Source organism: Methylosinus trichosporium OB3b (assembly GCF_002752655.1).
In the GTDB taxonomy this organism is placed as follows: domain Bacteria; phylum Pseudomonadota; class Alphaproteobacteria; order Rhizobiales; family Beijerinckiaceae; genus Methylosinus; species Methylosinus trichosporium.
Genome location: NZ_CP023737.1, coordinates 3,853,138 through 3,877,379 on the forward strand (window position 1 = coordinate 3,853,138; position 24,242 = coordinate 3,877,379).

Genomic DNA, 24,242 nt, shown 5'->3' on the forward strand with positions numbered 1-24,242 from the left:
TAAAAGGGGCGGGTTCCGTTTCGCCCCTCTTCCCCGTCGTCTCGATGGCGCACCTCACTCGCGGGCCTTCGCATGCAGGAAAAGGGTAAAGGGCAGGAAAAGGGTAAAGGGACGGACGCCGCGCGCGACGAGGCCATCGCCTGGTGGGTGGCGCGCCGCGCCGGCCCCCTGGAGCCGCAGGAGGAGGAGGCGTTCCGCGCCTGGCTCGCGCGCGACCCCGCCCATGACGCCGCCTTCGCCGACATCGCGGGAATGGTGCGTCATGTGCGCGGCCATCTGCGCATCCCGTCCCCCTCGCCGCGCGCCGCCCGCGCCTTCGCGCCGCGCTATCGACCGGCGGCGGCGGCGCTGGCCGCGGCGGCGGCGCTGGCGCTTTTAATCGGCTTCGACGATCTCTCTATTCTCTTGCGCGCCGATCGCGCGACGAGCGTCGGCGAGACGCGCTCCGTGACGCTGGAGGACGGTTCCCGCGTCCATCTCGACGCGCGCTCGGCGATCACCCTGCGCTATGGCGCCGGCGAGCGGCGAGTGGCGCTGCTGCGCGGCGAGGCCTTGTTCGAGGTCGCCGCCGACCGCGCCCGCCCCTTCGTCGTCGAGGCGGCGGAGGGGAGCGTCACCGCCCGCGGCACCGCCTTCGACATCGCGCTGACGGAAGAGGGCGCGCGCGTCACCGTCACCGAGCATAGCGTCGAGGTGACGAGCGGCGGCGGCGGAATCGTCGTGGCGGAAGGCGGACAGACCGTCTATGCGCGCGAGCGCGCCGCGGAGGCGCCGCGCAATGTGGACATAGACGCCGCGACCGCCTGGCGGCGCGGCAAGCTCATCGTCGAGGACGCGCCGTTGAGCGAGGCGCTCGCCGCTCTCTCACGCCACCGCCGCGGCTATATCCTCTGCCTGCGCCCGGCAGATTGCGCGCGCCGCGTCACCGGCGTGTTCGGCGCCGGCGATCCGCTGCGCGCTCTGCGGGAGATCGAGGTCTCGCTCGGCCTCACCGCTACTTTCCTCACCGATTATCTGATCGTGCTGCACCAATGAGAGGCGAGGATTTTTTTGTGCGACGTCGGTTCCGGTTTCCGCTTCGAGCGCGTCGGGTAGGCGGGGCGATGCGAGCCCCGCAGCGCGAAGGGGAAACGAAATGGCGGCGACAGCGCGGAGCAGGAATGCGCGTATGAGCTCGACGATTGCGGCGGCGGCGCTCGGCGCGCTCACCATCGGGACAGGCGATCCCGCCCCGGCGCAGGCGGCGATTCCGCCGGAGACGCCGCTCGCAATGTCACGCCTCTACGCCATTCCGGCCGGCTCGCTCGGCGCGGCGCTCAACAGCTTCGCCGATAAGAGCGGGCTGCATATTCTCTATGACGCGCGCGTCACGCGGAGCATGAGATCGATCGGCCTGCGCGGCTCCTTTTCCGTGAAGAGCGGCCTCGACCGCCTGCTCGACGGCACAGGCCTCTCCTATCGCTTCTCCGACGATGGCGAGAGCGTCTCGATTATGCTGGCGCAGAACGACATGATGCGCAACGACGCGAGCGGCGCGGAGACGCTGCCGGCGATCGATGTGGGCGCCGCCTCAGGCGAGACGCGAGAAGGGCGTCGCGGCGGCGCGCCGCAGGGGCCGGGCGATCGGCATACGGGCTACAACGCCGTCAGCGCGCCGACGACGCTGAAGATGGACACGCCGCTCTTGAAGACGCCGCTGACCGTCGAGGTGGTGACGCGGCAGACGATGGACGATCAGCAGGCGATCAGCGTCGGCGACGCGCTCCTCACCAATGTCAGCGGCGTGACGTCGACCGCGAATGTCCTCGAAGTGTTCAAAATTCGCGGCTTCTCGAACCCCGTCGGCAACATCTTCAAAAACGGTCTGATGGAATATCGGATCCGCACGCTCGACACGACCAATCTGCAGACGGTCGAGGTGCTCAAGGGGCCGGCGTCGCTGTTGTTCGGCAGAGGCGAGCCCGGCGGCATCGTCAATCTCGTGGTCAAACGGCCGCTCGATACGCCATATTATTCGATCCAGCAACAAGTGAAATCTTTCAGTGGAACGCGAACGACGATCGACGCGACGGGTCCGCTGACGAAGGACAAATCCATCTTGTACCGCGTCAATGCCGAGTACTACAGCAACGGCTCCTATCGCGATTACGTCTCGGATCGGAACCTGTTCATCGCGCCGACGCTCACCTTTCACCCGATCGAGCAATTTCGGATGAATGTCGATTTCGAATATCAAAACAGGACCTGGGTGGATGACTATCCGGTGCTCCCGGCAGTCGGCGGAAGTCCCGCCTCGATCCCGATCAGCCGATATCTGTCGTCGGCTTCCCTCATGACGGCGTATCCTGATCATTCCGACAGGAAGCGCATCGCCTATGATTGGACTTACGAATTTCTGCCCGGCTGGAGCCTGACCAATCGGTTGAGCTACACCAGCATCGCCACCCGCAACGAAAATATCGTTCCATTCAGCTTCAATCCGACGACTGGCGTGCTCGGTCGCTTGGCCCTTTTTATCCCTGGAACGACGGATCGGACGTTTGCGACCAATCTCGACCTCAAAGGAAAATTTTCGACCGGTTTCATCGATCATTCGATATTGATCGGCCTCGACGCATTCAAGAACTATATTCCGCTCTACCTCTCCTATCAGCCGTTTCTCAGCTCGATCAACATCAATGCTCCGAACTCTTGGCAGGTAGAAAATCCTTACAGCAATCCGGTGTTCGGAAAATCGGCGCAAAAATGGACAGGAGTTTACGGTCAGGACATGATCTCCTTGCTCGACGACACCGTTCATATCCTGCTCGGCGGACGATATGATTGGGCGGAGTCGAGCGCCAATAAGAATTTCAGCTCCTATCTCAATGCGCTCTCGAGCTATGTGACGACCTACAACACCGCCTTCAGCCCTCGCGTCGGCGCCGTCTATCAGCCGCTGCCATGGCTGTCTCTCTACGGCAGCTATACGCGGTCGTTCGGCGTCGGCAATTCGTCGTCGACGGGACTCCCGCTGGATCCGCAGCGCGGAGAACTCTACGAAGCCGGCGTCAAGGCGGAGCTGCTCGACAGGCGCCTCAGTCTGACAATGGCTTATTTCGACATCTTCAAGACCAATATTCCCTATGCGGATCCAACCAATGCGAGGAACACGCTGCTGATCGGCAAAGCCCGCAGCCAGGGCTTCGAATTCGATCTGACCGGCCGCATCGACGATAATTGGAGCGTCATCGCCAATTATACGCATGACGACGTGCGCACGGTTCAAGGCGCGTTGAGCTATAATCCGGCGACGTTGATCACCACCCAGCTCGCGATTTCCGGCTCCAAGCTGCCGGCGTCCCCACGCAACTACGGCAATCTCTGGGTGAAATATGATGCGGTCGGCGAAATTCAGGGATTGAGCCTCGGCGCCGGCGTTTCCGTCTACGAGAGCTCGTTCGGCGACAATGCGAACTCCTACGTCCTTCCCGCATACGCGCTCGTCAACGGCATGATCGCCTATCGGACGAACATAGAGGGCTACACCGTCACCGGCCAATTGAACGTCAAGAATCTCGGCGGCGCGACCTATTATCCGACATCGACGGACCGATACACGATTCAAACTGGAACGCCGCGCACGTTTCTCGGATCGCTGCGGCTGGAGTTCTGATTCATGATAACGGAGAGGCGGGGCGCTCGCGCGACGAAGAAATCCGTCTCTGGATGTTCCGCTTTTGCGCCGTCCGCGTCAGTGGAGCGGGCGGCTCCGAAAGAACGAACCGGCCGCGGCGCGGCGGCCGGGCATGGGAGGAGGATCGAAAGATGCGGGCATTGCAGATGATCGGCGCCGTCACGGCTGCGGCCGGATGCGTCTTCGCCGTGATGGGGACGGCGCAGGCGGCCAGCGGCAAGACGCAGCCGGTCGCCATTTCCTTTGCTCTGATGGCGGGGGGCAAGGAGGTCGGCTGCGGCGCGCCGCTCGCCGATCTCGGCTCCGGCCATCTTTCCGGCAAGCTGCAGGAGGCGCGGCTCTATGTCCATGGCTTCGCGCTGATCGACGCCAAGGGCGAGCGCACGCCGATCGCTTTGACGCAGAACGAATGGCAATATGCCGATGTCGCGCTCATCGACTTCAAGGATGCGCGCGGCGGCAACGCCGCCTGCACGCCGGGCAATCCGGCCAAGAACAATGTCGTCACCGGCGTCGCGCCGCAGGGCGCCTATGTCGGGCTCGAATTCTCGGTCGGCGCGCCGGTCGAGAGCATGGTCGACGGCAAGAGCGTCTCGATCAACCATTCCAATGTCGAGACCGCGCCGGCGCCGCTCGACATTTCCGGAATGGCGTGGAACTGGCAGGCCGGACGCAGATTCGTCACGATAGAAGTGATCCCGCCGGCGCCGGTCATCAAGCCCGACGGCTCGAAGTCACGCACCTGGATGGTGCATCTCGGCTCCACCGGCTGCAAGGGCAATCCGGCGAGCGGCGAGATCGTCTCCTGCGCGCGTGAGAATCGCTTTCCCGTCAGGCTCGATCGTTTCGACGCGAAGACGCAGCGCGTCGAGCTCGATCTGACGAAGCTGCTCGAAGGCAGCGACATCAGCGTCGACAGAGGCGGCGCGGTCGGCTGCATGGCGGCGTTGGACGATCCCGATTGTCCCCCGGTCTTCGCCGCTCTCGGCCTCAATCTCGGCGACAGCGCGCCGGGCGCGAATGACGCCGGCAGACCGACGCGGCCCGGCGTCTCGCCGATCTTCTCCGTCGGCGCCGCCGAGACGGCGAAAATCGCGGGCGCGAAGCAATGACGCGCGCGCGCTTCCTCGTTCTCGTCGCGGCGCTCGCCGCGACGCCCGCGACAGCGGCGGAGTGGAGTTGGGATCTCCCCAAATATATTCCGCCGCCGCGCGTTCCCGCCGACAATGCGATGTCGGAGGAGAAGTTTCAGCTCGGCCGACGCCTGTTCTACGACAAGCGCCTCTCCGGCAATCAGACGATCGCTTGCGCCTCCTGCCATTTGCAGGAGCGCGCCTTCACCGATGGGCGCATCGTCTCGGTCGGCTCGACCGGCGAGAAGACGCCGCGCAATGCGCCGTCGATCGCTTATTCCGGCTGGCATGGCACGCTCACCTGGGCCAATCCGGCGCTGGTGACGCTGGAGCGGCAGATGCTCAATCCGCTGTTCGGCGATAGTCCGATCGAGATGGGCGCGAGCGACGCCAATAAGGCGGAGATCGTCGCGCGCTTTCGCGCCGACGCCGATTATCGCCAATGGTTCGCCGCGGCCTTTCCCGAAAGCAAAGATCCCATTTCCTTCGCGACGATCATCGCGGCGATCTCGGCGTTCCAGCGCGGCGTCTATTCCTTCGACAGCCGCTATGATCATTATCTGCAGGGCGAGGCGCAGCTCACCGAGGCCGAGCAGCGCGGGCATGATCTTTATTTCGGCGAGAAGGCGGAATGTCATCACTGCCATGGCAGCGTCGGTCTCGACGATCAATTCGTGCATGCGAGGACGCGCGAGCCGGAGCTGCCGTTCCACAACACCGGGCTCTACGACATCGATGGAAAGGGCGCTTATCCCGCGCCCAATCACGGGCTCTTCGACATCACCGGCGATCCGGACGACATGGGCAAGTTCCGCGCGCCGAGCCTGCGCAACATCGCGCTGACCGCGCCCTATATGCATGACGGCAGCGTGGCGACGCTTCAAGAGGTGATCGACATTTATTCCGAAGGCGGACGCAACATAGCGAGCGGGCCGCATGCGGGCGACGGCCGCGCCAGCGCGCTGAAGAGCGGGCTGATCGTGAGGATCGATCTGACGCCGCAGGAGAAGGCCGATCTCCTCGCCTTTCTGAACACGCTGACCGACGAGCGCGTCGTCGCCTCGCCGCGCTTCTCCGACCCGTGGAAGACGCCGACCGCGGCGAAATAGGGCGCGCCGCGCGAGCCCGCCCGGGCCCTCCACCTCACCTCTCCCCGCACGCGACCGCACGCGGGGAGAGGAGGCGGCGGGCGCCGTGGTCTTTATCCGACCGCTCGTGAGGGGGCCGGGAGAGCTCGATTCGGCCGCCGAGGCGCCCTTCGCCGAATCGCGCCCTTGGGCTAAAACCCTCCCCATGCGCATCCGCCGTCTCGATCCCATTCTCGTCGACCGTATCGCCGCCGGCGAGGTGATCGAGCGGCCGGCCTCGGCCGTCAAGGAACTCGTCGAGAATGCGCTCGACGCTGGCGCGACGCGCGTCGACGTCGCCATAGAGGCGGGCGGGCGCCGGCTCATTCGCGTCGTCGACGACGGCTTCGGCATGAACCTCGAGGATGTCGCGCTCGCCGTCGAGCGTCACGCCACCTCGAAAATTCCCGACGGCGATCTCACCGCGATCGCCACGCTCGGCTTTCGCGGCGAGGCTCTGCCCTCCATCGCCGCCGTCGCCGACCTCGCCATCGATACGCGCGCCCGCGGCGCCGAAATGGGCGCGCATATTCGCGTCGAGGCCGGCGCGCGGCGGGCGCTGCGCGCCGGCGACTGGCCGAAGGGCACGCGGGTCGAGGCGCGCGATCTGTTCGCCGCGACGCCGGCGCGGCTCAAATTCCTGAAGTCCGAGCGCGCCGAGACGGCGGCGGTCGCCGATGTGGTGAAGCGCCTCTCCATCGCCCATCCGGCCGTGCGCTTCGGTTTCAGCGCCGATATCGGCCAGAGCTTCGATCATCCGGCTTGCGGCGAGACCAAGGAGGGGCTGGCGCGGCGCCTCGCCCAGGCGCTCGGCGAGGCGTTCGCCGCCAATGCGATTGTCGTCGACGCCGAGCGCGCCGGCGTGCGCCTCACCGGGCTCGCCGGCCTGCCGACCTTTCATCGCGCCAATGCGCAGATGCAATTCGTCTATGTGAACGGCCGCCCGGTGCGCGACAAATTATTCGCCGGCGCCGTGCGCGCCGCCTATCTCGATTTTCTCTCGCACGACCGCCATCCGGCGCTGGCTCTGTTCATCGACTGCGATCCGCGCAGCGTCGACGTCAATGTCCATCCGGCCAAGGCGGAGGTGCGCTTCGCCGATCCCGGCCTCGTGCGCGGCCTCGTCGTCGGCGCGCTGAAGGAGGCGCTGGCCTCGGCGCTCCATCGCAGCGCCGACACGCCGGCGCGCGAAGCTCTGGCGCTGCTCGCGCGGAGCCGCGCCGCGCCGCCGTGGCGCGGCGGCGGCGCGATGCGGCCGCTCGATTGGGACCCGCGTCGCTCGCCGGCTGCGCCCGCGGGCTTCGCCGAGCCGGCGCAGGCCGGCTTCGACCAGACAGGTTTCGATTTGGGCCCGCCCGCCGCCGACGCCCGGCCCGCCGCCGCGCCCTCGGCGCCTGCCGATGCCGAGGCTCCGCTCGGCGCGGCGCGGGCGCAGATTCACGAGACCTATATCGTCGCCCAGACGCGCGACGGACTCGTCATCGTCGACCAGCACGCCGCCCATGAACGGCTCGTCTATGAGCGGCTGAAGGCCGAGCGCGCGGCGCAGGGCGTCGCCCGCCAGCTGCTGCTGGTCCCGCGCGTCGTCGAGCTCGACGGCGCGCGGCTCGACGCTCTGCTCGCGTCGCTCTCCGAGCTTGCGGAGCTCGGCCTCGTGCTAGAGCCTTTCGGCCCGGGCGCGGTGCTGGCGCGCGAGGTTCCGGCCGCGCTCGGCGACGCCGAAGTGGAGCGGCTGATCGAGGATGTCGCCGATCTCATCTGCGAGGCAGGGGATGCGCGCGGGCTGACGCAGCGGCTCGACGCGGTGCTGGCGCGCGCCGCCTGCCATCATTCGGTGCGCGCCGGGCGGCGGCTCGGGGCGCAGGAGATGAATGCGCTGCTGCGCGAGATGGAGCGCACGCCGGGCGCCGGACAATGCAACCACGGCCGGCCGACCTATGTGGAGCTCAAGCTCGCCGATATAGAGAAGCTGTTCGGCCGCGGCTGAGGCCTGCCGCGGGAATTTACCCAATAGCAAAAGATCGCGCGGCGCGCTTTGATTTCGAGCGGGCCTCATGGCATTGTCAGGGCGAGGGCGCGCGCCCATTTCATCCCGACCTCTAGAGCGCTATCCGATCCGATCGCATCCGATAGCGCTCTCGAGTTCTTTCGTCGGAGCGAATTCTGATCGATCGAACGACCCCGTTCGATCGGAAAGCGCCTCTAGAAGAGTTCTCGTCCGAGTTGTCCGAAGGAACGCCAAGTGATCGAACAGGCGATGTATTTCGCGCTCGGGTGTCTCGCGGCCGGGCTGTTCACCCTGATGATTCTACCGGCTTTCTGGCGGCGCGCCATGCGCCTGTCGCTGCGCCGGCTCGATCTTTTGACTCCGCTCTCGCTCGAGAAAATGGCGGCCGAGCGCGATTTGCTGCGCGCCGAATTCGCGGCGCGCTACCGCGGGCTCGAGCAGAAGATGGAGGCGGTCCGCTCCGGCAAGGCCGCCGATATGCTGGCGATCGGCGAGGGCGTGGCGCGCATCGCCGATCTCGACGACAGGCTCGCCGAGGCGACGGCGCGCGGCGACCTCTACGAGAAGAGGTTCGAGGAGACCAAGGGATTTCTCGAGGAGCGCACCGATCTGTTGCGCGCGACCGAATCCGCGCTGCACGACATGACCGACCGCGTCGAGCAGCTGATCGGCAATCTGCGCAATGTCGAGACCGATCGCGAGCAGCTCGGGCGCTTGACCGAGCTGCATCGTAGCCAAGTGGCGACGCATGAGTCGAGCATCGCCGGCCTGCATGTGCAGAACGCCGAGATGCGCCAGCGGCTCGACGCGCTGCAGGACGAGCTGGCGCGGGCCCTCGCCGAGGCGCATCGGCTCGGCGAGGTCGACGCCGTGCTGGCGCAGACGACGCGCGAGCTCGACATCGCCATTGTCGAGAACGCCGATCTGCAGCGCAAGCTCGGCGAGACGGCGACGCGGCTGCAGGCGCTGGAGCGCAGCGCGACGATCGAGATCGAGACGTTGCAATCGTCGCTGCGCGTCGCCCGCGCCGAGGAGCGCGACCATGCGGAGCGTCTCGAGGCCGCGCGCTCCGATAATGCGCTGCTGCAGGGGGCGGTGGACGCGCTGCGCCGCGAGCACGCGCATTTGCGCGAGAACGCCGGCCATGTCGCGCCGGGGGAGGGCGAGCACGAGGTGCTGGCGCTGCGTCAGGCGATCATCGACCTCGGCGCCAGAATGGCGGAAATGTCGGCGACGCCGCCGAGCGCCAACTCCAACGAGGCCGCGCAGTCGAAGCGCGCTTGAATTTTCAACGGCGCCGGCCATCCTCATTTCGGCGTCTCGATCTCGCAAACCCGCCAAGCCCCTCACCTCACCTCTCCCCGCGAACGACCGCGAACGGGGAGAGGAGGCGGCGGGCGCCGTCGATTTCCATCGAGCGCGTCAAATTCCAGCGGCGCCGGCCGCCCCTCTCCCCGCTTGCGGCACGGCTGTCCGGGGAATGAGTCGATAAGTCGCGGGCGCATGCCTGGTACTTCCGAAGGTTTCGGGGTATTTTCCGGTTGTCGAGACTGGAAAATAAAGGACCAGACATGCGCTTCCAGAATAGCGTTTTTGTCGACTTGCTCAAGCCGATCGATCGTCGCGCGTTCGGCCAAATCGTCGCGCGCCACAAGGGCGACGCCTACGACAAATCCTTCAAGAGCTGGGATCATCTCGTCGTCCTGATCGCCGCTCAGCTCGGCGGCGAAACGAGCCTGCGCAGCCTCGAGGCCGCCTTCAACGCCAACAGCGGCTCCCATTATCACCTCGGCGTCCGCAGGATCGCCCGCTCCACCCTCGCCGAAGCCAACGCACGCCGGCCCGTCGGCGTCTTCGCCGATCTTTTCGCGCGCCTCTCCTGCGAACTCGACCGCAGAACGCGCCGCGACGGCGCCGAGCTGCTGCGCCTCATCGATTCGACGCCTATCCCGTTGAGCAAATTCCACGACTTCGCCCGCTCGAACGGCCGCATCCACGGCATGAAGATGCACGTCGTCTACGATCCCGGGGTCGACCGCCCCTTCTGCGTCGAGGTCACGCCCGCCAATGTCAACGATGTCGAGATCGGCAAGAAGACGCCGATCGAGGCCGGCGCGACCTATGTCTTCGACAAGGGCTATTATGATTTCAAATGGTGGAGGGACATTCACGAGGCCCGAGCCTTGTTCGTCACGCGCCCCAAGAGCAACACCCGCCTCACCGACCTCGCGGATCGGGAGATGCCGCAGACGCGCGGCGAAGGCTACACCGTGCTCAGGGATTGCGAGGTCGAGCTCGCCAGCAAGGGCGACTCGAAACTGCCCATGCCGCTGCGTCGCCTTCATATTCAACGCGATGCGCTGAAGGACGGCAAGCCGCAGCTGATCGTCGTGATCACCAACGACATGACGCGTTCGGCGGTCGAGATCGCCGCGCTCTACAAGGCGCGCTGGGCCATAGAGCTGCTGTTCCGCTGGATCAAGCAGCATCTCAACATCCGCAAGTTTCTCGGCGAAAACGAGAACGCCGTGCGGCTGCAGCTGATCGCGGCGATGATCGCTTTCGTGCTGCTGCGCATCGCCGCCCACCGCCACGATATCGAACTCGCGCATCTGCGGTTCTCGGAGCTCGCCGGCAGGTTTCTGTTCGAGCGGCGACCGATCGACAGACTCGAACGGCCGCCGCCCAAATATCAGGCCGCGCGGCGGCGCATATCGCCGAGGCAGCTGGAGCTCGCCTATGCCTGATTTTCCCCGGACAGCCGTGCGCTTGCGGGGAGAGGTATGGTGAGGGGCTCGGGAGATGTCGGTCTCGATCTCGCGGGCGGGAGCAGGAGCGCGCGTCGAGAGCGCGCCCTTCAGGATTTATCGGTTGGCAGCTTGCCTTCGGGCGTGACCTTGTCGATCGCCTTGGGCAGATATTCGGCGAGCTGCGCCGCGACCTTGTCCATCGGAATGCCGAATTTGTTTCCGAGCTCCTTCATGCGATCCGAGCCCAGGGTCTGCTGCACCTGCTCCGCCGTGATCGGCATGTTGGGGCCGGTGCCGATCCAGGACTTGACCTTGTCGCCATAGCCGCCCTTCTCGAAATCGGCGACGACGTTCTGGAGCCCGCCGCGTTTCTCGATATAGCCGTTGATCAGCGTGGCGATCTCGACGCCGATCGCGCCGCCGATGATTCCGTCGAGCAGACCCATTTTCTTCCTCCATCACATGGTCGCCGCGGCCGGATAAGGCCGTGACAACGGCCTGACATAGGGTCGCCGCCGCTTCTGTCGACTTTCGCGGCGTGGGCGTGACGTCCGGCGGGATTTATTTCCGCTCGGCGGCGGCGTATATGACGCGGCGACGCCGCGGGGCGTCGGTGCGGGACTCTCGAGGGCCGAGGCGATGGCAGGGCATAGTCAGTTCAAAAACATCATGCACAAGAAGGGCAAGCAGGACGCGATCCGCTCCAAGCTCTTCTCCAAGCTCGCCCGCGAGATCACCGTCGCCGCCAAGATGGGCCTGCCCGATCCCAATATGAACGCCCGCCTGCGCGCCGCCGTGCTGGCCGCCCGGGCCGAGAACATGCCCAAGGACAATATCGAGCGCGCCATCAAGAAGGCCTCGGGCGCCGACGCCGAGAATTATGACGAGGTGCGCTACGAGGGCTACGCCCCGGGCGGCGTCGCCGTCATCATCGAGGCCTTGACCGACAATCGCAACCGCACCGCCGGCGAGATCCGCTCCTATTTCACCAAGGCGGGCGGCGCGCTCGCCGAGACCGGCGCCGTGTCCTTCATGTTCGACCGAGTCGGCCTCGTCGAGTTTCCGCGCAAGGCGGCCTCCGAGGATGCGATGATGGAGGCCTCGATCGAAGCCGGGGCCGAGGATGTCACGGCGACCGAGGACAGCCATGAGGTGATTACCTCGGTCGAGGGGCTGCGCGACGTCGCCAAGGCGCTCGAGGCCAAATTCGGCGAGCCGAAGAAGGCCGCGCTGGTGTGGCGGCCGCAGAACACCGTCGCCGTCGACGACGAGGCCGGCGAGAAGATCGTGAAGCTGATCGGCGCGCTCGAGGACAATGACGACGTGCAGAACGTCTACGCCAATTTCGAGGTTTCGGACGCTCTGCTCGCGCGCCTGTCCGGTTGACGGGTCGCCCCGGGAGACCTTTGATGTCGAGAGCTGTTCTCGTGCGGGAGCTGGGCGGGCCGGAGGTGCTGCGGCTCGAGGAGGTCGAGCCGCCGCCGCCGGGGCCCGGCGAGGCGCGGATCGTGCAACGCGCCATTGGCGTCAATTTCATCGATATCTATTATCGCAGCGGCGCCTATCCGACGGCCTTGCCCTTCACCCCGGGCCTCGAGGGCGCCGGCGATGTGGTCGCCCTCGGCGAAGGGGTCGAAAATTTCAAGATCGGCGACCGCGTCGCCTATGTCGGCCCGCTCGGCGGCTATGCGGAGGTCCGCAATGTGCCCGCCGCCTCGCTGGCGCCGCTGCCGAAGTCCTTTTCCTACGAGACCGGCGCGACGATGATGCTGAAGGGCCTCACCGCGCAATATCTGCTGCGTCGCACGCATAAGGTGAAGAAGGGCGACCGGCTGCTGGTGCATGCCGGCGCCGGCGGCATGGGCCAGCTGCTGTGCCGCTGGGCCAGCGCGCTCGGGGCGAGGGTGATCGCCACCGTCGGCGATGAGGAGAAGGTGAAGATCGCGCGCGCCGCCGGCGCCGAGCACGTGATTCTCTATCGCAGCGAGGATTTCGTCGCCGCGGTGCGCGAGATCACCAAGGGCAAGCTCTGCGATGTCGTCTATGACGGCGTCGGCCGCGCCACTTTCCCGGCCTCGCTCGATTGCCTGCGGCCCTTCGGCCTCTTCGTCAGCTATGGCTCGGCTTCGGGGAAGATCGACGCTTTCGACATCAACCTCCTGTCGCAGAAGGGCTCGCTGTTCGCGACGCGGCCGTCGCTGTTCACCCATATCGCCCGCCGCGCCGATCTCGAGGAGATGACCAAGGACGTGGTGCGCGCGGTGAAGAAAGGCGACCTCGTTTTTGAGCGTCCGACGCTCTACCGACTCGCCGACGCCGCCCGAGCCCATGCGGATCTCGAGGCGCGGCGCACGAGCGGGGCGCTGGTTCTCATCCCCTGAAGGAAAAAGTCGAGGACTGTGACATTTCTGTCACAGCTCCGTAACGGCGCCGGCGGCGGCCGCGCTCGCAAAATCTAGACTGTTGAATTGGCGGCGGCTGCCGATTCGCTCTCGGTCGCGCCGCGATGCGACGGCGGGCGGTTTCGCGGCGCCCGGGCGGCCCGCATGCCCGCGCTCTGGACAAATGCGACGAAATATGCCGCGCGCCCTCGCGAGGAATCGGCTAGTTTTCGTAATCGTCCCGGCTTCGAGGTTCCTCCCACCTCACGATGGGCCCGGACCGCCTTCCAAAACCCGGCCCTGAGCCGGGTTTTTTTTGTTTCGGCCGAAAAGCGTGGACTGGACCGTTACATATATCTGGTTGCAATCGTCCTGAAAACGTCTCATCTTGTGACTGCGGCGCCAGCGCCGCGAAACATGAGGGTCGCAAGCTGACGACAAGTGTTCTCGAAGGGGCGGCTCGCGCGCCGTCCCGGCCGGCCGCCGGGCCGATCGGCCCGCTCGCCGGATCCATAGCGCCGAAAATCCTGTCGAGCCTGGAAGACGCCAAGGCCGAGGACGTCATCTCCATTGATCTGCGCGGAAAGACGACGATCGCCGATGACATGATCATCGCGACCGGTCGCTCGACCGTGCATGTCAGCGCCATCGCAGACAAGGTGCTCAAAGCCTGCAAGGAAGCCGGTCACGTCGCCCCGCGCGTCGAAGGCCTGCCACAGGGCGATTGGGTGCTGATCGACGCGGGCGACGTCATCGTCCATATCTTCCGTCCGGAAGTACGCCAGTTCTACAATCTCGAGAAGATGTGGGGCGGAGCGCGTCCGACGGAGTTGCGCGTCGTCTGACGCGCGAGGCACGACTGGAGCCGAAGCGTCATTTGCTTTCGCGAATGACCGCGAGGGGCGATGCGTCTCGGATTATTATGTGTCGGGCGGCTGAAGGCCGGGCCGGAGCGAGAGATTTACGCGCGCTATGCGTCGCGGATCGCGGCTCTGCGCAATCTCGGCTTCGCCGGGCTCGATCTGCAGGAGATCGACGAGAGCAAGGCCCGCACCCCTGCCGAGCGCATGGCGCAGGAGGGAGCCGCTCTGCTGGCCGCCACGCCGGCGGGCGCGAGACTCGTCGTCTTCGATGAGCGCGGCCGGGCCGCCTCGAGCGTCGATTTCGCCCGGCTGCTGGAAAGCGAACGTGATCGCGGCGTGAAGGCGCTGGCTTTCGCCATCGGGGGCGCCGAGGGGCTCGCGCCGGCGGCGCGCGAACGGGCGCAGGCGGTGTTCTCCTTCGGCGCGATGACCCTGCCGCATCAGCTCGTGCGCATTCTCGTCGCCGAGCAGATTTATCGCGCCATGACGATCCTCTCCGGTCATCCTTATCATCGCGGCTGACGATTCGGTTGCGGAGCGATCGGTGCGCTCCGCCTTGCGGACGTCGGTTGCCTCGACCTCGGCGACGCACGAAACACGAGTCGTCGATTCTCCACCGTTTTCTCGGCGGAAGCCGAAGCAGAGCTCTGTCGCTCTTATCATCTTTGCGGCGCGCCGCTCGCAGCAGAAAAGCAGCGTGAGTTGCGCGTCGCGCGCGGCATCCACGCCGATCTCCGAGGTGATTCGAACCGCATGCTTCTCGTGAGCGGCGCCGCGCGTTCGTCGATGCGAGCAAAATGCGGCTTGTCGATCCGTGAGACTACGAAAGCCGATCGCCTTGACAATCTCGGCGTCTGCTTCACTATCGCAGCACTATTTCGAGCATTGCATCACGTCATCACAATTGGAAGGAGACAATCCATGTCCGCCGGCGACAGCGAATTTTTTTCTGCAGCGTCTTGCAGCGCCTCCGACGAGAAGAGCCAGAGCGCGGCGTCGCGGGATTGGCGCCGTCCATCGGCTCGGCGACTGGACTTGTCCGAGGCCGAGTTTTTCTTCACCACGCCGGCGGTCGATGGGACCACCGACAAGGATAAGAAGTCCTGAGCCTCATGCATCGGGCGATGCTCGTCGGGACATCGCCTCCGGTGTCGTAATCCCTCGCGGATGTGGCGGTCTTTCGAGCTCGGGTCTGCGTGCGATAGATGCGCGGCCCAATTGCAAGTTCTCATCGGACGACGTTATGACGGATGCCAATTGCGCAGAACATCATTGCTCATGTTTCGGCTTGCATATTCGCTCGCAGATCGCGCTTCCAGAAATCGACGAATGTCCGCCCCATCGTCAACCGAGCTTGCCGCTGGTGGCGGTGAGGCGCGGCGACCTCGGCGAGCTGGAGCCGTATTTCCGCGAGGGAAGCGATCGATTGCATGTCGAGGATAGCGGCGTCGCCTTTTCGGTCGCGGGCGTCGCGCGCTATCTGGTGAAGGACGGGCGCGAGATCGTTGTCGATGCAATCCCCGGCGCTTCGCCGCGCAGCATTCGTCTCTTTCTGCTCGGCTCCGCCTTCGGCATTCTCTGTCATCAACGCGGGCTGACGCCTCTGCACGCCAATGCGATCGTGCTGCAGGGGGAAGCCGTCGCTTTCGCCGGTCCGACCGGCGCCGGCAAATCGACTCTCGCGGCGTATTTTTTGAGCCGTGGCTGTCATCTGCTCTGCGACGACGTCTGCGTCGTGAGCTTCGATCGCGACGGCGCGCCTCTGGCTTGGCCCGGTCCGCCGCGCCTCAAACTGTGGCGGGATGCGGTCGCCTCCCTCGGCCACGACGACGAGAGCCTCGAACGTGTCGTCGAAGGCCATCACAAGTTTCACATGCCGTTCTCGCGCGGCCTCGGCGATGGGCCGTTTCCATTGCGGCGTCTCTATGTGCTGGGCGCGGCGCCGGCGCAATCGGACACGAGCTTTCGTCGCCTGCGCGGCGTCGATGCGATCGATGCGATCTTCGCGCAGACCTATCGCAACCGATTTCTCGGCCGCATGGGTCTGCGCGCACGCCATCTGCAGCTGAGCGCGGCGATCGCGCGGCGCACGGAAATCTTCGTCGCCTCGCGCCAATGGGGCTTCGGCGTCTTCGAGCGCGAAGCCGAGCGCATCCTGCAACACGCCGGGCGACGACAAAGCGGCCTCACACCGTCGCTCGCCTGCTGACGAAAGAGTGAAGGGAGACGAACATGGCGATCCAGCCGACGCCTCTGGCTGCGACCGACACGGTCAAGCGCGCGCAATTCGTCATCGAAGCCGATGTCGACGGCGAGATCGTCGTCTTGAATCCCGACACCGGCGCTTGCTACGGCCTCGATCGCATCGCCACCGAGATATGGAGAGAGCTGGCCGAGCCCGGCAGGGTCGGCGATATCTGCTCGGCGCTGCTCGCACGCTATGACGTCGACCGCGCCACCTGCGAGACGCAGGTGCGCGAGCTGCTCGAGCATCTGCGGGGCGAGGGCGTCGTCGAATTATGCGCGAAGGACGCGCGATGATGATCGCGGCCTCGGCGCCGACCTGCCCGGAGCCGCCGCCGGCAACGCCCTCGAGCGCGTCCAGCAAGCGGGATATTCCGCTGAATGCGGTGCAATGGGCGTTGTTCTCCGCGCTCGTCGCCGCGCCGCCACGCGACAATCCGCAGCTGCGCGCATTCTTGTCCGCGCGCCGCGACGATGCGGAGCCGGCGCCGTTGACGCAGAGCGACGATATCGAGGGCTTCTGTTGCGGCGTTCGCCTGCTCGACGAGACTTTGGCGCGCGATGCGAGCGAAGCTTCGGGTTCGAGCGACGAATTCGGCCGTCACACTTTCGTGCTTCTGCGCGAGGAGCGCGTCGTCGCTTATTATTCGCAACGTCTGCGCCGCATGCGCCGCGCGTCCGCCGAACTCGATGGCGACGCCGTCGCGATCATGCAGCTGCAGCGGCTCGCCGTGGATCGCGCGGAGCAGGGGCGGGGGGTCGGCTCGACGATGCTGCGCGCGGCGATCCTGCGCGCGTTGATGATCGGCGAGCGCTGCGGGGCGCGCGCCTTGTGCGTTCATGCGCTGTCGCCGCAGCTGAAGCGCTTCTATCTCGAACGCGGCTTTCGGCCGATGCCGGGAGTCATCGACCCGCTCGGCGTCGTGCTCACATTGGATGATGTCCGCAACGCCGCGGCGAGCTGACGCGCGCGGGCATTGGCGCGCTGCGCCGCAGAGGAGGACGCCGCTTCATGGCGATCGCCGGATGTCGTGTCTCGAGCGGCGATGGGGCGCCGCCGGACATAGAACGCTCGCTCGCGGCGATGACGCTGCGCGCGTCGACGACGAAGCGTCGGACGAGCGTCCTTCGTGATGGCGGCGCCGTCTTCGGACGTTGCGACGAGGGACAGATCTCGGCCGGGACTCCGCGCGGGATTGCGACCGTCGCCGCCTTCGACGGCCGGCTGGACAATCGCAGCGAGCTGCTGCGCATGCTCGGCGCCGACGGCGTGTCGCCGATGGCCAGCGACTGCGAGCTGGCGATGTTCGCCTATGCGCGCTGGGAGGGGGAATTCGCCGATCGACTCATCGGCGATTTCGCCTGCGCGATCTGGGACGGCTCGCGTCGCACGCTGCTGCTCGCCCGCGACGCCATCGGCGCGCGGCCGCTGTTCTTCTGGCGAGGGGAGGGCGCTGTCTTCTTCGCCACCGAGCCGCGCGGCCTCCTGGCTCAGCCGCAGATCCCGAAGGAGATCGACGAGGCTTGGGTCGGACGCGCGCTGGCGTGGATTCCGCAGGAGCGTGGCTCGAGCTTCTACAAAGGCCTGGAGCGCGTGACGGCGGGGCATGTGGCGCGCTTCGAGCGCGACGGCGAGGTCCGGCGATCGAAATATTGGCGGCCCGAGTCGCTCGCGCCGATTCGCTTCGCCAGCGACGACGACTATGTCGAAGGGCTGCGCGCCGCGCTCGACACAGCGGTGCGTGACCGCATCGCCGGCGGCGGGCGCATCGGCGGAGATTTGAGCGGCGGGCTCGACAGCGGCGGCGTGATGGCGACGGCGGCGCGCCGGCTGCAGCAGCACGATCGTCGTCTCACCGCCTTCACCGCCGTGCCGGCCGGCGAGATCGATCCCGCCGATTATCCCCGGCGCATCGTCGACGAAGGCGCGCTCGCCGCGCTCACCGCGGCGTCCTTTCCCAACATCGATCATGTGCGCGTCGCCAATTTCGCGGGCTCGATGTTCGATGCGAGCGACCGCGCGAGCCGCGCGATGGATTGTCCGGTGGCCGCGCCTGTCAATTCCGCATGGCTCGACGCCATCGGCGAGGAGGCGCGTCGGCGCGGCGTCGGCGTGCTGCTGACCGGCCAGATGGGCAATATGACGATGAGCTACAATGGCTCCGGCTGGCTCGTCGATTTGTGCCGCTCGGGGCGCTGGGGCGAGCTGCTGCGCGAGTTCCGCGGCCTCGTTCGACAGGGGGCCAGCTGGCCGAGCCTGATCAACCGCTACATGCTCGGGCGGGCGCCGGCCCCTCTGCGAAGGATGGTGCGGACGCTGGCGGGTCGGCCGGAGCTCGATTTTCGCCAATATTCGATGATCCGGCCCGAATTCGCAGCGCGCCTGCGCCTGCTGGAGCAAGCCCGAGAAATCTCAGGCGATCTGACCAATATCGATCGCCGCGGCGATATGCGCGTCGAGATGATCGAGACGCTCGATCTCGCAATGTACGGGCGCGCGGCCAAGCGCATGTACGGCTTCGACAGGCTCGATCCGACCGCCGATCGACGCCTCGTCGAATATTGCCTCGCCATTCCGCAAAGTCAGTTTCTGCGTGATGGACAGCCGCGCTCGTTGATGCTGCGCGCCATGGAGGGCGTGCTGCCGGACGCTGTGCTGCGGGAGCGCCGCAGAGGGCTGCAATCGGCCGATTGGCATGTGGGGCTCGCCGCCGCCCGGGACGAGATCGTCGTGGAGATCGAACGTCTCTCGCGCAGCCCGCTGGCGAGCGAAGCGCTCGATCTGCCGCGGCTGCGGCGCATGGTGGAGAATTGGCCGAGCGGCGGATGGGGGCGCAGGGAGATCTACTATCCTTATTGTTTCGCTCTGACCAAGGGCCTCGCGGTTGGCCGCCACATCCGCCAAGTCGAGGGCGTGAACGGCTGAGGGGTGGCGCGCCCTCATGGCTCGCTTCTTGCCTTTCGGTTCAGCAGGAACCGAGCGCGCAGCCTCGCCCTCGAGCAGCGGAACATGTCAGGCGCATCGTCAGAATCGGCCAATGAGCCCAATGATCAGAGCGAGCCCGTTGTCGCCGGCGACGAGTCGGGGCCGGCGAGTCCGCTCGACTTTTCGGGCTCGTGGCTCGGCTTTCCGGAGCATTCCGCGGAGAGGGCGGAGCTTATGGACGAGCCGCGAGCCGTTCCTGAGACAGGCGACCTCGCCGACGCGCTCAGCGCCAAGATCGCGCCCGTTTCCTTCGGCGATCGCGCCTATTTGTTTTCGTCCGAGGCCGAGGCTTGGCGCTACGCAGTCGAGACGATGCGGCGGCGCCAGAAGCTCGTCGGCCGACCGCAGCGGCGGCGGCTCATCGTCTGCGCCGGAGCCGCGGGAGGCTTGCCGGATGGCTTGGAGGATGATGGCGACGTCATCCTGCTCCAGAGCGACGAAGCTGGCGCATTGGCCGCGGAAGTCGACAATCGGACCGCTGGAATTCTCGTCGCTCCAGTGCGGACGAGCGCCGGCTTCGAGGTCGTTTCGCGCGGGCTGCTCGTGCGGCTGCGCGAGACCGCGGACGAATATGGGCTGGTCCTCGCTTTCGACGAGAGCGTCTGCGGCCTCGGCCGCTCGGGCATGCTGTGGGCGCATGAGTGGACGGGCGTGACCCCGGACATGATGGTCGCCCTGCATCTGCAGCGCAGCGCTCCGCCGCTGGCCGCGCTGATCGTCACGCAGAAGTCGGCGCGCGGGGCGGCGGGACTTCCGCCCCCTGCAGATCGGGCGGCGCTTCTCGCCGGCGGCGCCCTCGTGGACGGGCTGACCGCTCCGGGCTTTCTCGAGCGCGTGCAGAACAGAGGCTGGCGGCTCGAAGATCGGCTCACGGAATTGTTCTACCGGCGCCGTGGAGCCTTCACGGCGCTGGGCGGCGTCGGCCTGATGCAGGGACTGGCGTGCCCCGGAGAGGCGGAGCCCTGGCGCGCCACGCTGGCTGAACGCGGACTCCTCACTCGCGCCATGGGATCGTTCCTCGGCCTCATTCCCCCGCTCTCGGTCGAGGACGGCGACATCGACGCGGCGGTCGCCATTATCGACGCGGCTTGCGCGCTGGAGCCGCGCTGAGCGCCGCGGGGCGGGTCGCGCGCAGAGGACCGTGAGCCGAGAAGCGGCGCGCGCCCATGGGGAGGCGCGCATGTCGGAGCCTACCATGTACATGGGATGGGCCGCCCGCAGACGTGTTGCTAGAGAGGGACGAATTCGAGATCGCTCTCGAGTTCCGCCCGCGCGGACGCGCTGCTCTCAGCGCTTCGTGACGATAGGCGATTCTTCGGCTCGACGTGGAAGAGATCGTCCATGAATGCGCGTTTCACCATGACATCGGCCGTTTCCGCATTGGTCTCCGCCGTCCTCGGCCTTCTCGGCGCCGCGACGACCGCCGCACCGGCCCGCGCCGCCCCCGACATCCTCTTCATCGTCCTCGACGACGTCGGCGTCGACCAGTTGTCGATCTTCGGCTACGGCGGGGTGACGCCGCCCAAGACGCCCAATATGGCGAAGATCGCCGCCGCCGGCGTGCGCTTCTCCAATGTCTGGAGCATGCCGCAGTGCTCGTCCAGCCGCTCGACCTATTTCACCGGCCGCCTGCCGCCGCGCACCGGCGTCGGCCTGGCGATCCAGGAGAACCATTTGCCGCAGACCTACGTCTCCTCCTTCGAGACGACCCTGCCGCGGCTGCTCGAGACCGCCGGCTACAAGAGCGCGCTGGTCGGCAAATACCATCTCGGCACGGAGCGCGACCCGGCAGGCGACTGCGCACCGGCGTCGCGCGGCTTCGATAGTTTCGCCGGCAATATGCGCTCCGGACCGCCGTCGATCGATCTGACCGCCGGCAATGTCGATCCGACCGGGGCCCAGGTCTGCGGCTATTATCAGGTCGGCGCCGCCGGCGCCTGCTACACGAAAGCGTCGAGCGGCGTCTCCTGCCGCTTCATCGGCTCCGGCCAGACCGATTCCCAGACCTCGCCCGCCCGCACCTGCCTGCAGCGCGGCGGCATCTTCACCCCCGGCAAGAGCTGCGGCGCCGACGCGCCGGCGACGAGCGACTTCGACCGCTACAACGCCTATTACGTCTGGCCGCGCACCGCCTTTTCCGGCAAACGCTCCCCGACGCTGTCGAGCTGCGGCGTCGGCTCGACGGTCGATCGCACCTACCTCACCATCGCCCAGCAGAATGACGGCGTGAGCTGGTGGAAGAGCCAGACCGGGCCGCGCATGCTGACCCTGTCTTTCAACGCCATCCACGCCCCGTTGCAAAAGCCGCCGACCACCCTCGTCCCCGACCCGGACGACAAGCCGTCGGCCTGCAACTCCATGCTGCCCGACCGCGAATTGCTCAATCTGGCGATCGAGAGCCTCGACGCCGCCATCGGCCGCACCCTCGCCCAGATCGGTCTCTCCCAGCTCGGCGCCGACGGCCGCACCATCGCGCGGTTGAATCTCGGCGACACGATGGTGGCGATCATCGGCGACAATGGCAGCTTCGGCCCCACCGTGCGGGCGACCGACGGCTTCGACGTCGGCCGCTCCAAGGGCACGACCTACCAGACAGGCGTCTGGGTGCCGCTGATCGTCGCCGGCGGACAGGTGGTCCAACCCGGTCGCGTCGTCGACGCGCTGATCAGCACCGCCGACCTCTACGGCCTCTTCGCCGCCATGGCCGGCCTCGACGCCGCCAAGCTGGCGCCGCCATCCCATCGCCTCGACAGCGTCCCGATGCACGCCTATCTGACCGATCCGGCGGCGACCCCGACCCGCAAGATCAACTATACGGAAATCAACTCCGGCACCTTCACCCCCGATCTCTCCGAGCGCAGCTGGCCCTGCGTGATCGGCTCCCAGTGCTCGGACGTCCTCTTCCCGACCGAGGGTTTCTGCAAGGACAATGGCGGCGTCTGGTACGGGCCGGGCGCCGCCGCCCAATATTCCTCGTGCTGCGCCGTCGCCGCCGCCAATTCCTCGTCCAGCATTACTCCGATGGCGGTGCGCCAGCGCGCCGCCCGCGACCTTCGCTGGAAGCTGGTGCGCAGCGAGACGATGAACTGCGCCAAGCCGCTCGCCGGCTCCGGCCAGCAGCCGGTGGTGCCTTGGGCCGAATACGCCACCCAGAGCAAGGACGAGTTCTACGACCTGAAGAAGGTCGCCGGCTCCAACCCCGCCGGCATGGACTACGCCGCCAATGACAAGCTCGCCGCCTGCGCCGCCTCCGATCCGGCGACCTGCCTGCCGTCGAATCTGCGTTCGACCTACCGCAAGCTCGCCGCCGAGATCGACCGCATCGCCGGCGAGACCAGCGAGGAGGCCGCCTGCCGCGCCAAGGGCGACGGCAATCTCGATATGCGCATCGATCGCCAGGACATCGCCGACTGGCAAGCCTTCGCCGGCAAAGGTCCGAGCCGCTACGACATCAATGTCGACGGCGAGACCGACGACGACGATTTGTCGATCATCCGCGCCAATCTCGGCCGCGCCTGCATGACGGTCTGCCGCCGCGCCGATCTCGATCGCAACGGCCAGGTCGACAAGGCCGATCTGGCGCTGCTGCGCCGCCAGTCCGGCCGCTGCAAGGACACGCTGTGCGGCGGCGATCTCGACGGCGACGGCCGGGTCGCCGCCAGCGACGAGGTCTTTATGCGCAAAGCCATGGGCGTCTGCGGCGGACGAGCGCATTCCGTCGCCGTCCGCCATTGACCGGCATGCTGACCCGCGCCATCTCGCTCGTCGCCCTTGCGGCGGTCGCTCTGGCGATGTCGCAAGCGCGCGCCGTGGACCCGCAGGCCCGGCTCTGCCGAGCTTACTCCGGCACGCCCAAGGGCTTCGGCGCCGGCGACGCGCGCGCCGCTACCGCCGGCATGTCGTGGGTGGCCGGCGGCGCCTTCCTCATGGGCTCGGAGGACTTCTATCCAGAGGAGCGCCCGGCCCACCGCGTCTTTGTCGGCGGCTTCTGGATCGATCGCCACGAGGTCACCAACGCCCAGTTCGCCGCCTTCGTCGCCGCCACCGGCTGGCGCACCGTCGCCGAGACCGGCCTCGACCCGAAGGACCACCCGGGCCTGCCCGCCGAGCTCACCGCGCCGGGCTCGATGGTCTTCATCATGCCGACGACGAACCCCGGCCGCTCGCCCGAGAGCTGGTGGCGTTACGTCCACGGCGCCGACTGGCGCCATCCCGGCGGCCCCGGCACCTCGATCGACGGCAAGGACGCCGAACCGGTGGTGCATGTCGCCTGGCGCGACGCCCGCGCCTATTCCGACTGGCTCGGCCGCGACCTGCCGACCGAGGCGGAATGGGAATATGCCGCCCGCGGCGGGCTGGAGGGACGGCCCTACGCCTGGGGCTCGGAGGTCCGCCCCGACGGACGTTACATGGCCAATAGCTGGCAGGGGGCGTTCCCGCTCTTCGACGAGGCCTCCGACGGCTTCCACGGCCTCGCTCCGGTCGGTTGCTACGAACCCAATGGACGCGGCCTCTTCGACATGACCGGCAATGTCTGGGAATGGACCGGCGACTGGTGGGCCCCCGGCCACGCCGCCGAGGCGAGCGCCGATCCACAGGGGCCGACGCGCAACCCCGGCGGCGACGAGGCCCTCGCCGCCCGGGTGATCAAGGGCGGCTCCTGGCTCTGCTCGTCCAACTACTGCGGCCGCTACCGCCCCGCCGCCCGCCAGCCGCACGAGATCGACCTCGGCGCCTCGCATCTCGGCTTCCGCACCGTCTTGCGCGGCCGCCCGCCGCCGCTCGAGCCGCGCGCAGCGATGTGATCCTCTCGCGTCCCTGCCGCGTCCGCCGCCTCGCGCCGGGATCATCCCTGCATAGGGTCGGCTCCCGGTTTCGGGCGATATGGCGAAATAAATGAATCGCCTATCCATTCCGTCGTAGAAAAGGGCGCTCCCTTCTTCCGCAGGGCGCGCAGGGCGGGAGAAGGGACGCGCGTCGAGAGTCGGCTCATGAAGCAGCGATTTCGCCGTGTCGCTTTACGATCGCCACGCTTGTTTAAATCGGCCCGCGGTGTAGCTCTCGCACGGAATGA

20 protein-coding genes are annotated in these 24,242 nt (G+C 66.9%); 19 read left to right on the plus strand and 1 reads right to left on the minus strand.

What is annotated here, in order from left to right:
• Positions 1-72 precede the first annotated feature (72 nt).
• The 7 genes from CQW49_RS18230 (at position 73) to CQW49_RS18260 (ending at position 10,691) form a co-directional block, all read left to right on the plus strand.
• A complete protein-coding gene (locus CQW49_RS18230) occupies positions 73-1,035 on the plus strand; it encodes a FecR family protein (RefSeq protein WP_003615926.1) in 963 nt (320 codons plus the stop codon).
• A gap of 133 nt (positions 1,036-1,168) precedes the next feature.
• A complete protein-coding gene (locus tag CQW49_RS18235) occupies positions 1,169-3,655 on the plus strand; it encodes a TonB-dependent siderophore receptor (protein WP_003615924.1) in 2,487 nt (828 codons plus the stop codon).
• A 152-nt stretch (positions 3,656-3,807) separates the two neighbouring features.
• Positions 3,808-4,788 (plus strand): MbnP family copper-binding protein, encoded by a 981-nt coding sequence (locus CQW49_RS18240; protein ID WP_024749525.1) that lies wholly within the window; start codon positions 3,808-3,810, stop codon positions 4,786-4,788.
• Positions 4,785-5,918 (plus strand): methanobactin export MATE transporter MbnM, encoded by a 1,134-nt coding sequence (locus CQW49_RS18245; protein ID WP_024749529.1) that lies wholly within the window; start codon positions 4,785-4,787, stop codon positions 5,916-5,918. The genes CQW49_RS18240 and CQW49_RS18245 overlap by 4 nt, the downstream gene beginning before the upstream one ends.
• A gap of 184 nt (positions 5,919-6,102) precedes the next feature.
• A complete protein-coding gene (gene mutL / locus CQW49_RS18250) occupies positions 6,103-7,923 on the plus strand; it encodes a DNA mismatch repair endonuclease MutL (RefSeq protein WP_024749523.1) in 1,821 nt (606 codons plus the stop codon).
• A 255-nt stretch (positions 7,924-8,178) separates the two neighbouring features.
• Entirely contained in the window at positions 8,179-9,228 is a 1,050-nt protein-coding gene (locus tag CQW49_RS18255) for a coiled-coil domain-containing protein (RefSeq protein ID WP_003616103.1), read from the plus strand.
• A 287-nt stretch (positions 9,229-9,515) separates the two neighbouring features.
• A complete protein-coding gene (locus CQW49_RS18260) occupies positions 9,516-10,691 on the plus strand; it encodes an IS4 family transposase (RefSeq protein ID WP_024749735.1) in 1,176 nt (391 codons plus the stop codon).
• 110 nt (positions 10,692-10,801) lie between these two features.
• Here CQW49_RS18260 and CQW49_RS18265 read toward each other — a convergent pair whose 3' ends face one another.
• Positions 10,802-11,140 (minus strand): YidB family protein, encoded by a 339-nt coding sequence (locus CQW49_RS18265; RefSeq protein ID WP_003613779.1) that lies wholly within the window; start codon positions 11,138-11,140, stop codon positions 10,802-10,804.
• A gap of 193 nt (positions 11,141-11,333) precedes the next feature.
• Here CQW49_RS18265 and CQW49_RS18270 point away from each other — a divergent pair, with 193 nt between their 5' ends.
• The 12 genes from CQW49_RS18270 to CQW49_RS18325 all read left to right on the plus strand — a co-directional run bounded on the left by CQW49_RS18270 (position 11,334) and on the right by CQW49_RS18325 (position 23,973).
• On the plus strand, positions 11,334-12,080 hold the full coding sequence (locus CQW49_RS18270) for a YebC/PmpR family DNA-binding transcriptional regulator (RefSeq protein ID WP_003613777.1): 747 nt from the start codon (positions 11,334-11,336) through the stop codon (positions 12,078-12,080).
• A 23-nt stretch (positions 12,081-12,103) separates the two neighbouring features.
• Positions 12,104-13,075 (plus strand): quinone oxidoreductase family protein, encoded by a 972-nt coding sequence (locus tag CQW49_RS18275; protein ID WP_003613775.1) that lies wholly within the window; start codon positions 12,104-12,106, stop codon positions 13,073-13,075.
• Positions 13,076-13,506: 431 nt separating this feature from the next.
• Entirely contained in the window at positions 13,507-13,920 is a 414-nt protein-coding gene (rsfS, locus tag CQW49_RS25715) for a ribosome silencing factor (RefSeq protein ID WP_040566902.1), read from the plus strand.
• Between the two features lie 60 nt (positions 13,921-13,980).
• Complete coding sequence (gene rlmH / locus CQW49_RS18285) at positions 13,981-14,460, plus strand: 23S rRNA (pseudouridine(1915)-N(3))-methyltransferase RlmH (RefSeq protein ID WP_003613772.1); 480 nt, start codon at positions 13,981-13,983, stop codon at positions 14,458-14,460.
• A gap of 231 nt (positions 14,461-14,691) precedes the next feature.
• The gene (locus CQW49_RS24755; RefSeq protein WP_155931240.1) at positions 14,692-15,045 is read left to right on the plus strand and encodes a hypothetical protein; all 354 of its coding nucleotides are present in this window, start codon (positions 14,692-14,694) and stop codon (positions 15,043-15,045) included.
• Between the two features lie 256 nt (positions 15,046-15,301).
• Positions 15,302-16,147, plus strand: a complete 846-nt coding sequence (locus CQW49_RS18295; protein WP_003613768.1) for a phosphoenolpyruvate carboxykinase (ATP) — start codon at positions 15,302-15,304, stop codon at positions 16,145-16,147.
• Between the two features lie 23 nt (positions 16,148-16,170).
• Positions 16,171-16,479 (plus strand): PqqD family peptide modification chaperone, encoded by a 309-nt coding sequence (locus CQW49_RS18300; RefSeq protein ID WP_003613766.1) that lies wholly within the window; start codon positions 16,171-16,173, stop codon positions 16,477-16,479.
• A complete protein-coding gene (locus tag CQW49_RS18305; RefSeq protein ID WP_003613765.1) occupies positions 16,476-17,147 on the plus strand; it encodes a GNAT family N-acetyltransferase in 672 nt (223 codons plus the stop codon). The genes CQW49_RS18300 and CQW49_RS18305 overlap by 4 nt, the downstream gene beginning before the upstream one ends.
• 47 nt (positions 17,148-17,194) lie before the next feature.
• Positions 17,195-19,108, plus strand: a complete 1,914-nt coding sequence (locus tag CQW49_RS18310; protein ID WP_003613763.1) for an asparagine synthetase B family protein — start codon at positions 17,195-17,197, stop codon at positions 19,106-19,108.
• A 234-nt stretch (positions 19,109-19,342) separates the two neighbouring features.
• Positions 19,343-20,278 (plus strand): aminotransferase class III-fold pyridoxal phosphate-dependent enzyme, encoded by a 936-nt coding sequence (locus tag CQW49_RS18315; RefSeq protein WP_244441280.1) that lies wholly within the window; start codon positions 19,343-19,345, stop codon positions 20,276-20,278.
• A gap of 231 nt (positions 20,279-20,509) precedes the next feature.
• Positions 20,510-22,903: a sulfatase-like hydrolase/transferase gene (locus CQW49_RS18320; protein WP_003613759.1), complete on the plus strand. Its 2,394-nt coding sequence runs from the start codon at positions 20,510-20,512 to the stop codon at positions 22,901-22,903.
• Between the two features lie 5 nt (positions 22,904-22,908).
• A complete protein-coding gene (locus tag CQW49_RS18325) occupies positions 22,909-23,973 on the plus strand; it encodes a formylglycine-generating enzyme family protein (protein ID WP_003613757.1) in 1,065 nt (354 codons plus the stop codon).
• Positions 23,974-24,242: the final 269 nt, after the last annotated feature.

Excerpts from the sequence above, each read along its gene's own strand:
- CQW49_RS18315 (WP_244441280.1), top strand. The coding sequence starts at position 19,343 with ATGGACGAGCCGCGAGCCGTTCCTGAGACAGGCGACCTCGCCGACGCG.
- CQW49_RS18300 (WP_003613766.1), top strand. The coding sequence starts at position 16,171 with ATGGCGATCCAGCCGACGCCTCTGGCTGCGACCGACACGGTCAAGCGC.
- CQW49_RS18230 (WP_003615926.1), top strand. The coding sequence starts at position 73 with ATGCAGGAAAAGGGTAAAGGGCAGGAAAAGGGTAAAGGGACGGACGCC.
- CQW49_RS18260 (WP_024749735.1), top strand. The coding sequence starts at position 9,516 with ATGCGCTTCCAGAATAGCGTTTTTGTCGACTTGCTCAAGCCGATCGAT.
- CQW49_RS18240 (WP_024749525.1), top strand. The coding sequence starts at position 3,808 with ATGCGGGCATTGCAGATGATCGGCGCCGTCACGGCTGCGGCCGGATGC.
- CQW49_RS18310 (WP_003613763.1), top strand. The coding sequence starts at position 17,195 with ATGGCGATCGCCGGATGTCGTGTCTCGAGCGGCGATGGGGCGCCGCCG.
- CQW49_RS24755 (WP_155931240.1), top strand. The coding sequence starts at position 14,692 with ATGCTTCTCGTGAGCGGCGCCGCGCGTTCGTCGATGCGAGCAAAATGC.
- CQW49_RS18270 (WP_003613777.1), top strand. The coding sequence starts at position 11,334 with ATGGCAGGGCATAGTCAGTTCAAAAACATCATGCACAAGAAGGGCAAG.
- CQW49_RS18275 (WP_003613775.1), top strand. The coding sequence starts at position 12,104 with ATGTCGAGAGCTGTTCTCGTGCGGGAGCTGGGCGGGCCGGAGGTGCTG.
- CQW49_RS18305 (WP_003613765.1), top strand. The coding sequence starts at position 16,476 with ATGATGATCGCGGCCTCGGCGCCGACCTGCCCGGAGCCGCCGCCGGCA.
- CQW49_RS18245 (WP_024749529.1), top strand. The coding sequence starts at position 4,785 with ATGACGCGCGCGCGCTTCCTCGTTCTCGTCGCGGCGCTCGCCGCGACG.
- CQW49_RS18325 (WP_003613757.1), top strand. The coding sequence starts at position 22,909 with ATGCTGACCCGCGCCATCTCGCTCGTCGCCCTTGCGGCGGTCGCTCTG.
- rlmH (WP_003613772.1), top strand. The coding sequence starts at position 13,981 with ATGCGTCTCGGATTATTATGTGTCGGGCGGCTGAAGGCCGGGCCGGAG.
- CQW49_RS18265 (WP_003613779.1), bottom strand. The coding sequence starts at position 11,140 with ATGGGTCTGCTCGACGGAATCATCGGCGGCGCGATCGGCGTCGAGATC.
- mutL (WP_024749523.1), top strand. The coding sequence starts at position 6,103 with ATGCGCATCCGCCGTCTCGATCCCATTCTCGTCGACCGTATCGCCGCC.
- CQW49_RS18320 (WP_003613759.1), top strand. The coding sequence starts at position 20,510 with ATGAATGCGCGTTTCACCATGACATCGGCCGTTTCCGCATTGGTCTCC.
- CQW49_RS18235 (WP_003615924.1), top strand. The coding sequence starts at position 1,169 with ATGAGCTCGACGATTGCGGCGGCGGCGCTCGGCGCGCTCACCATCGGG.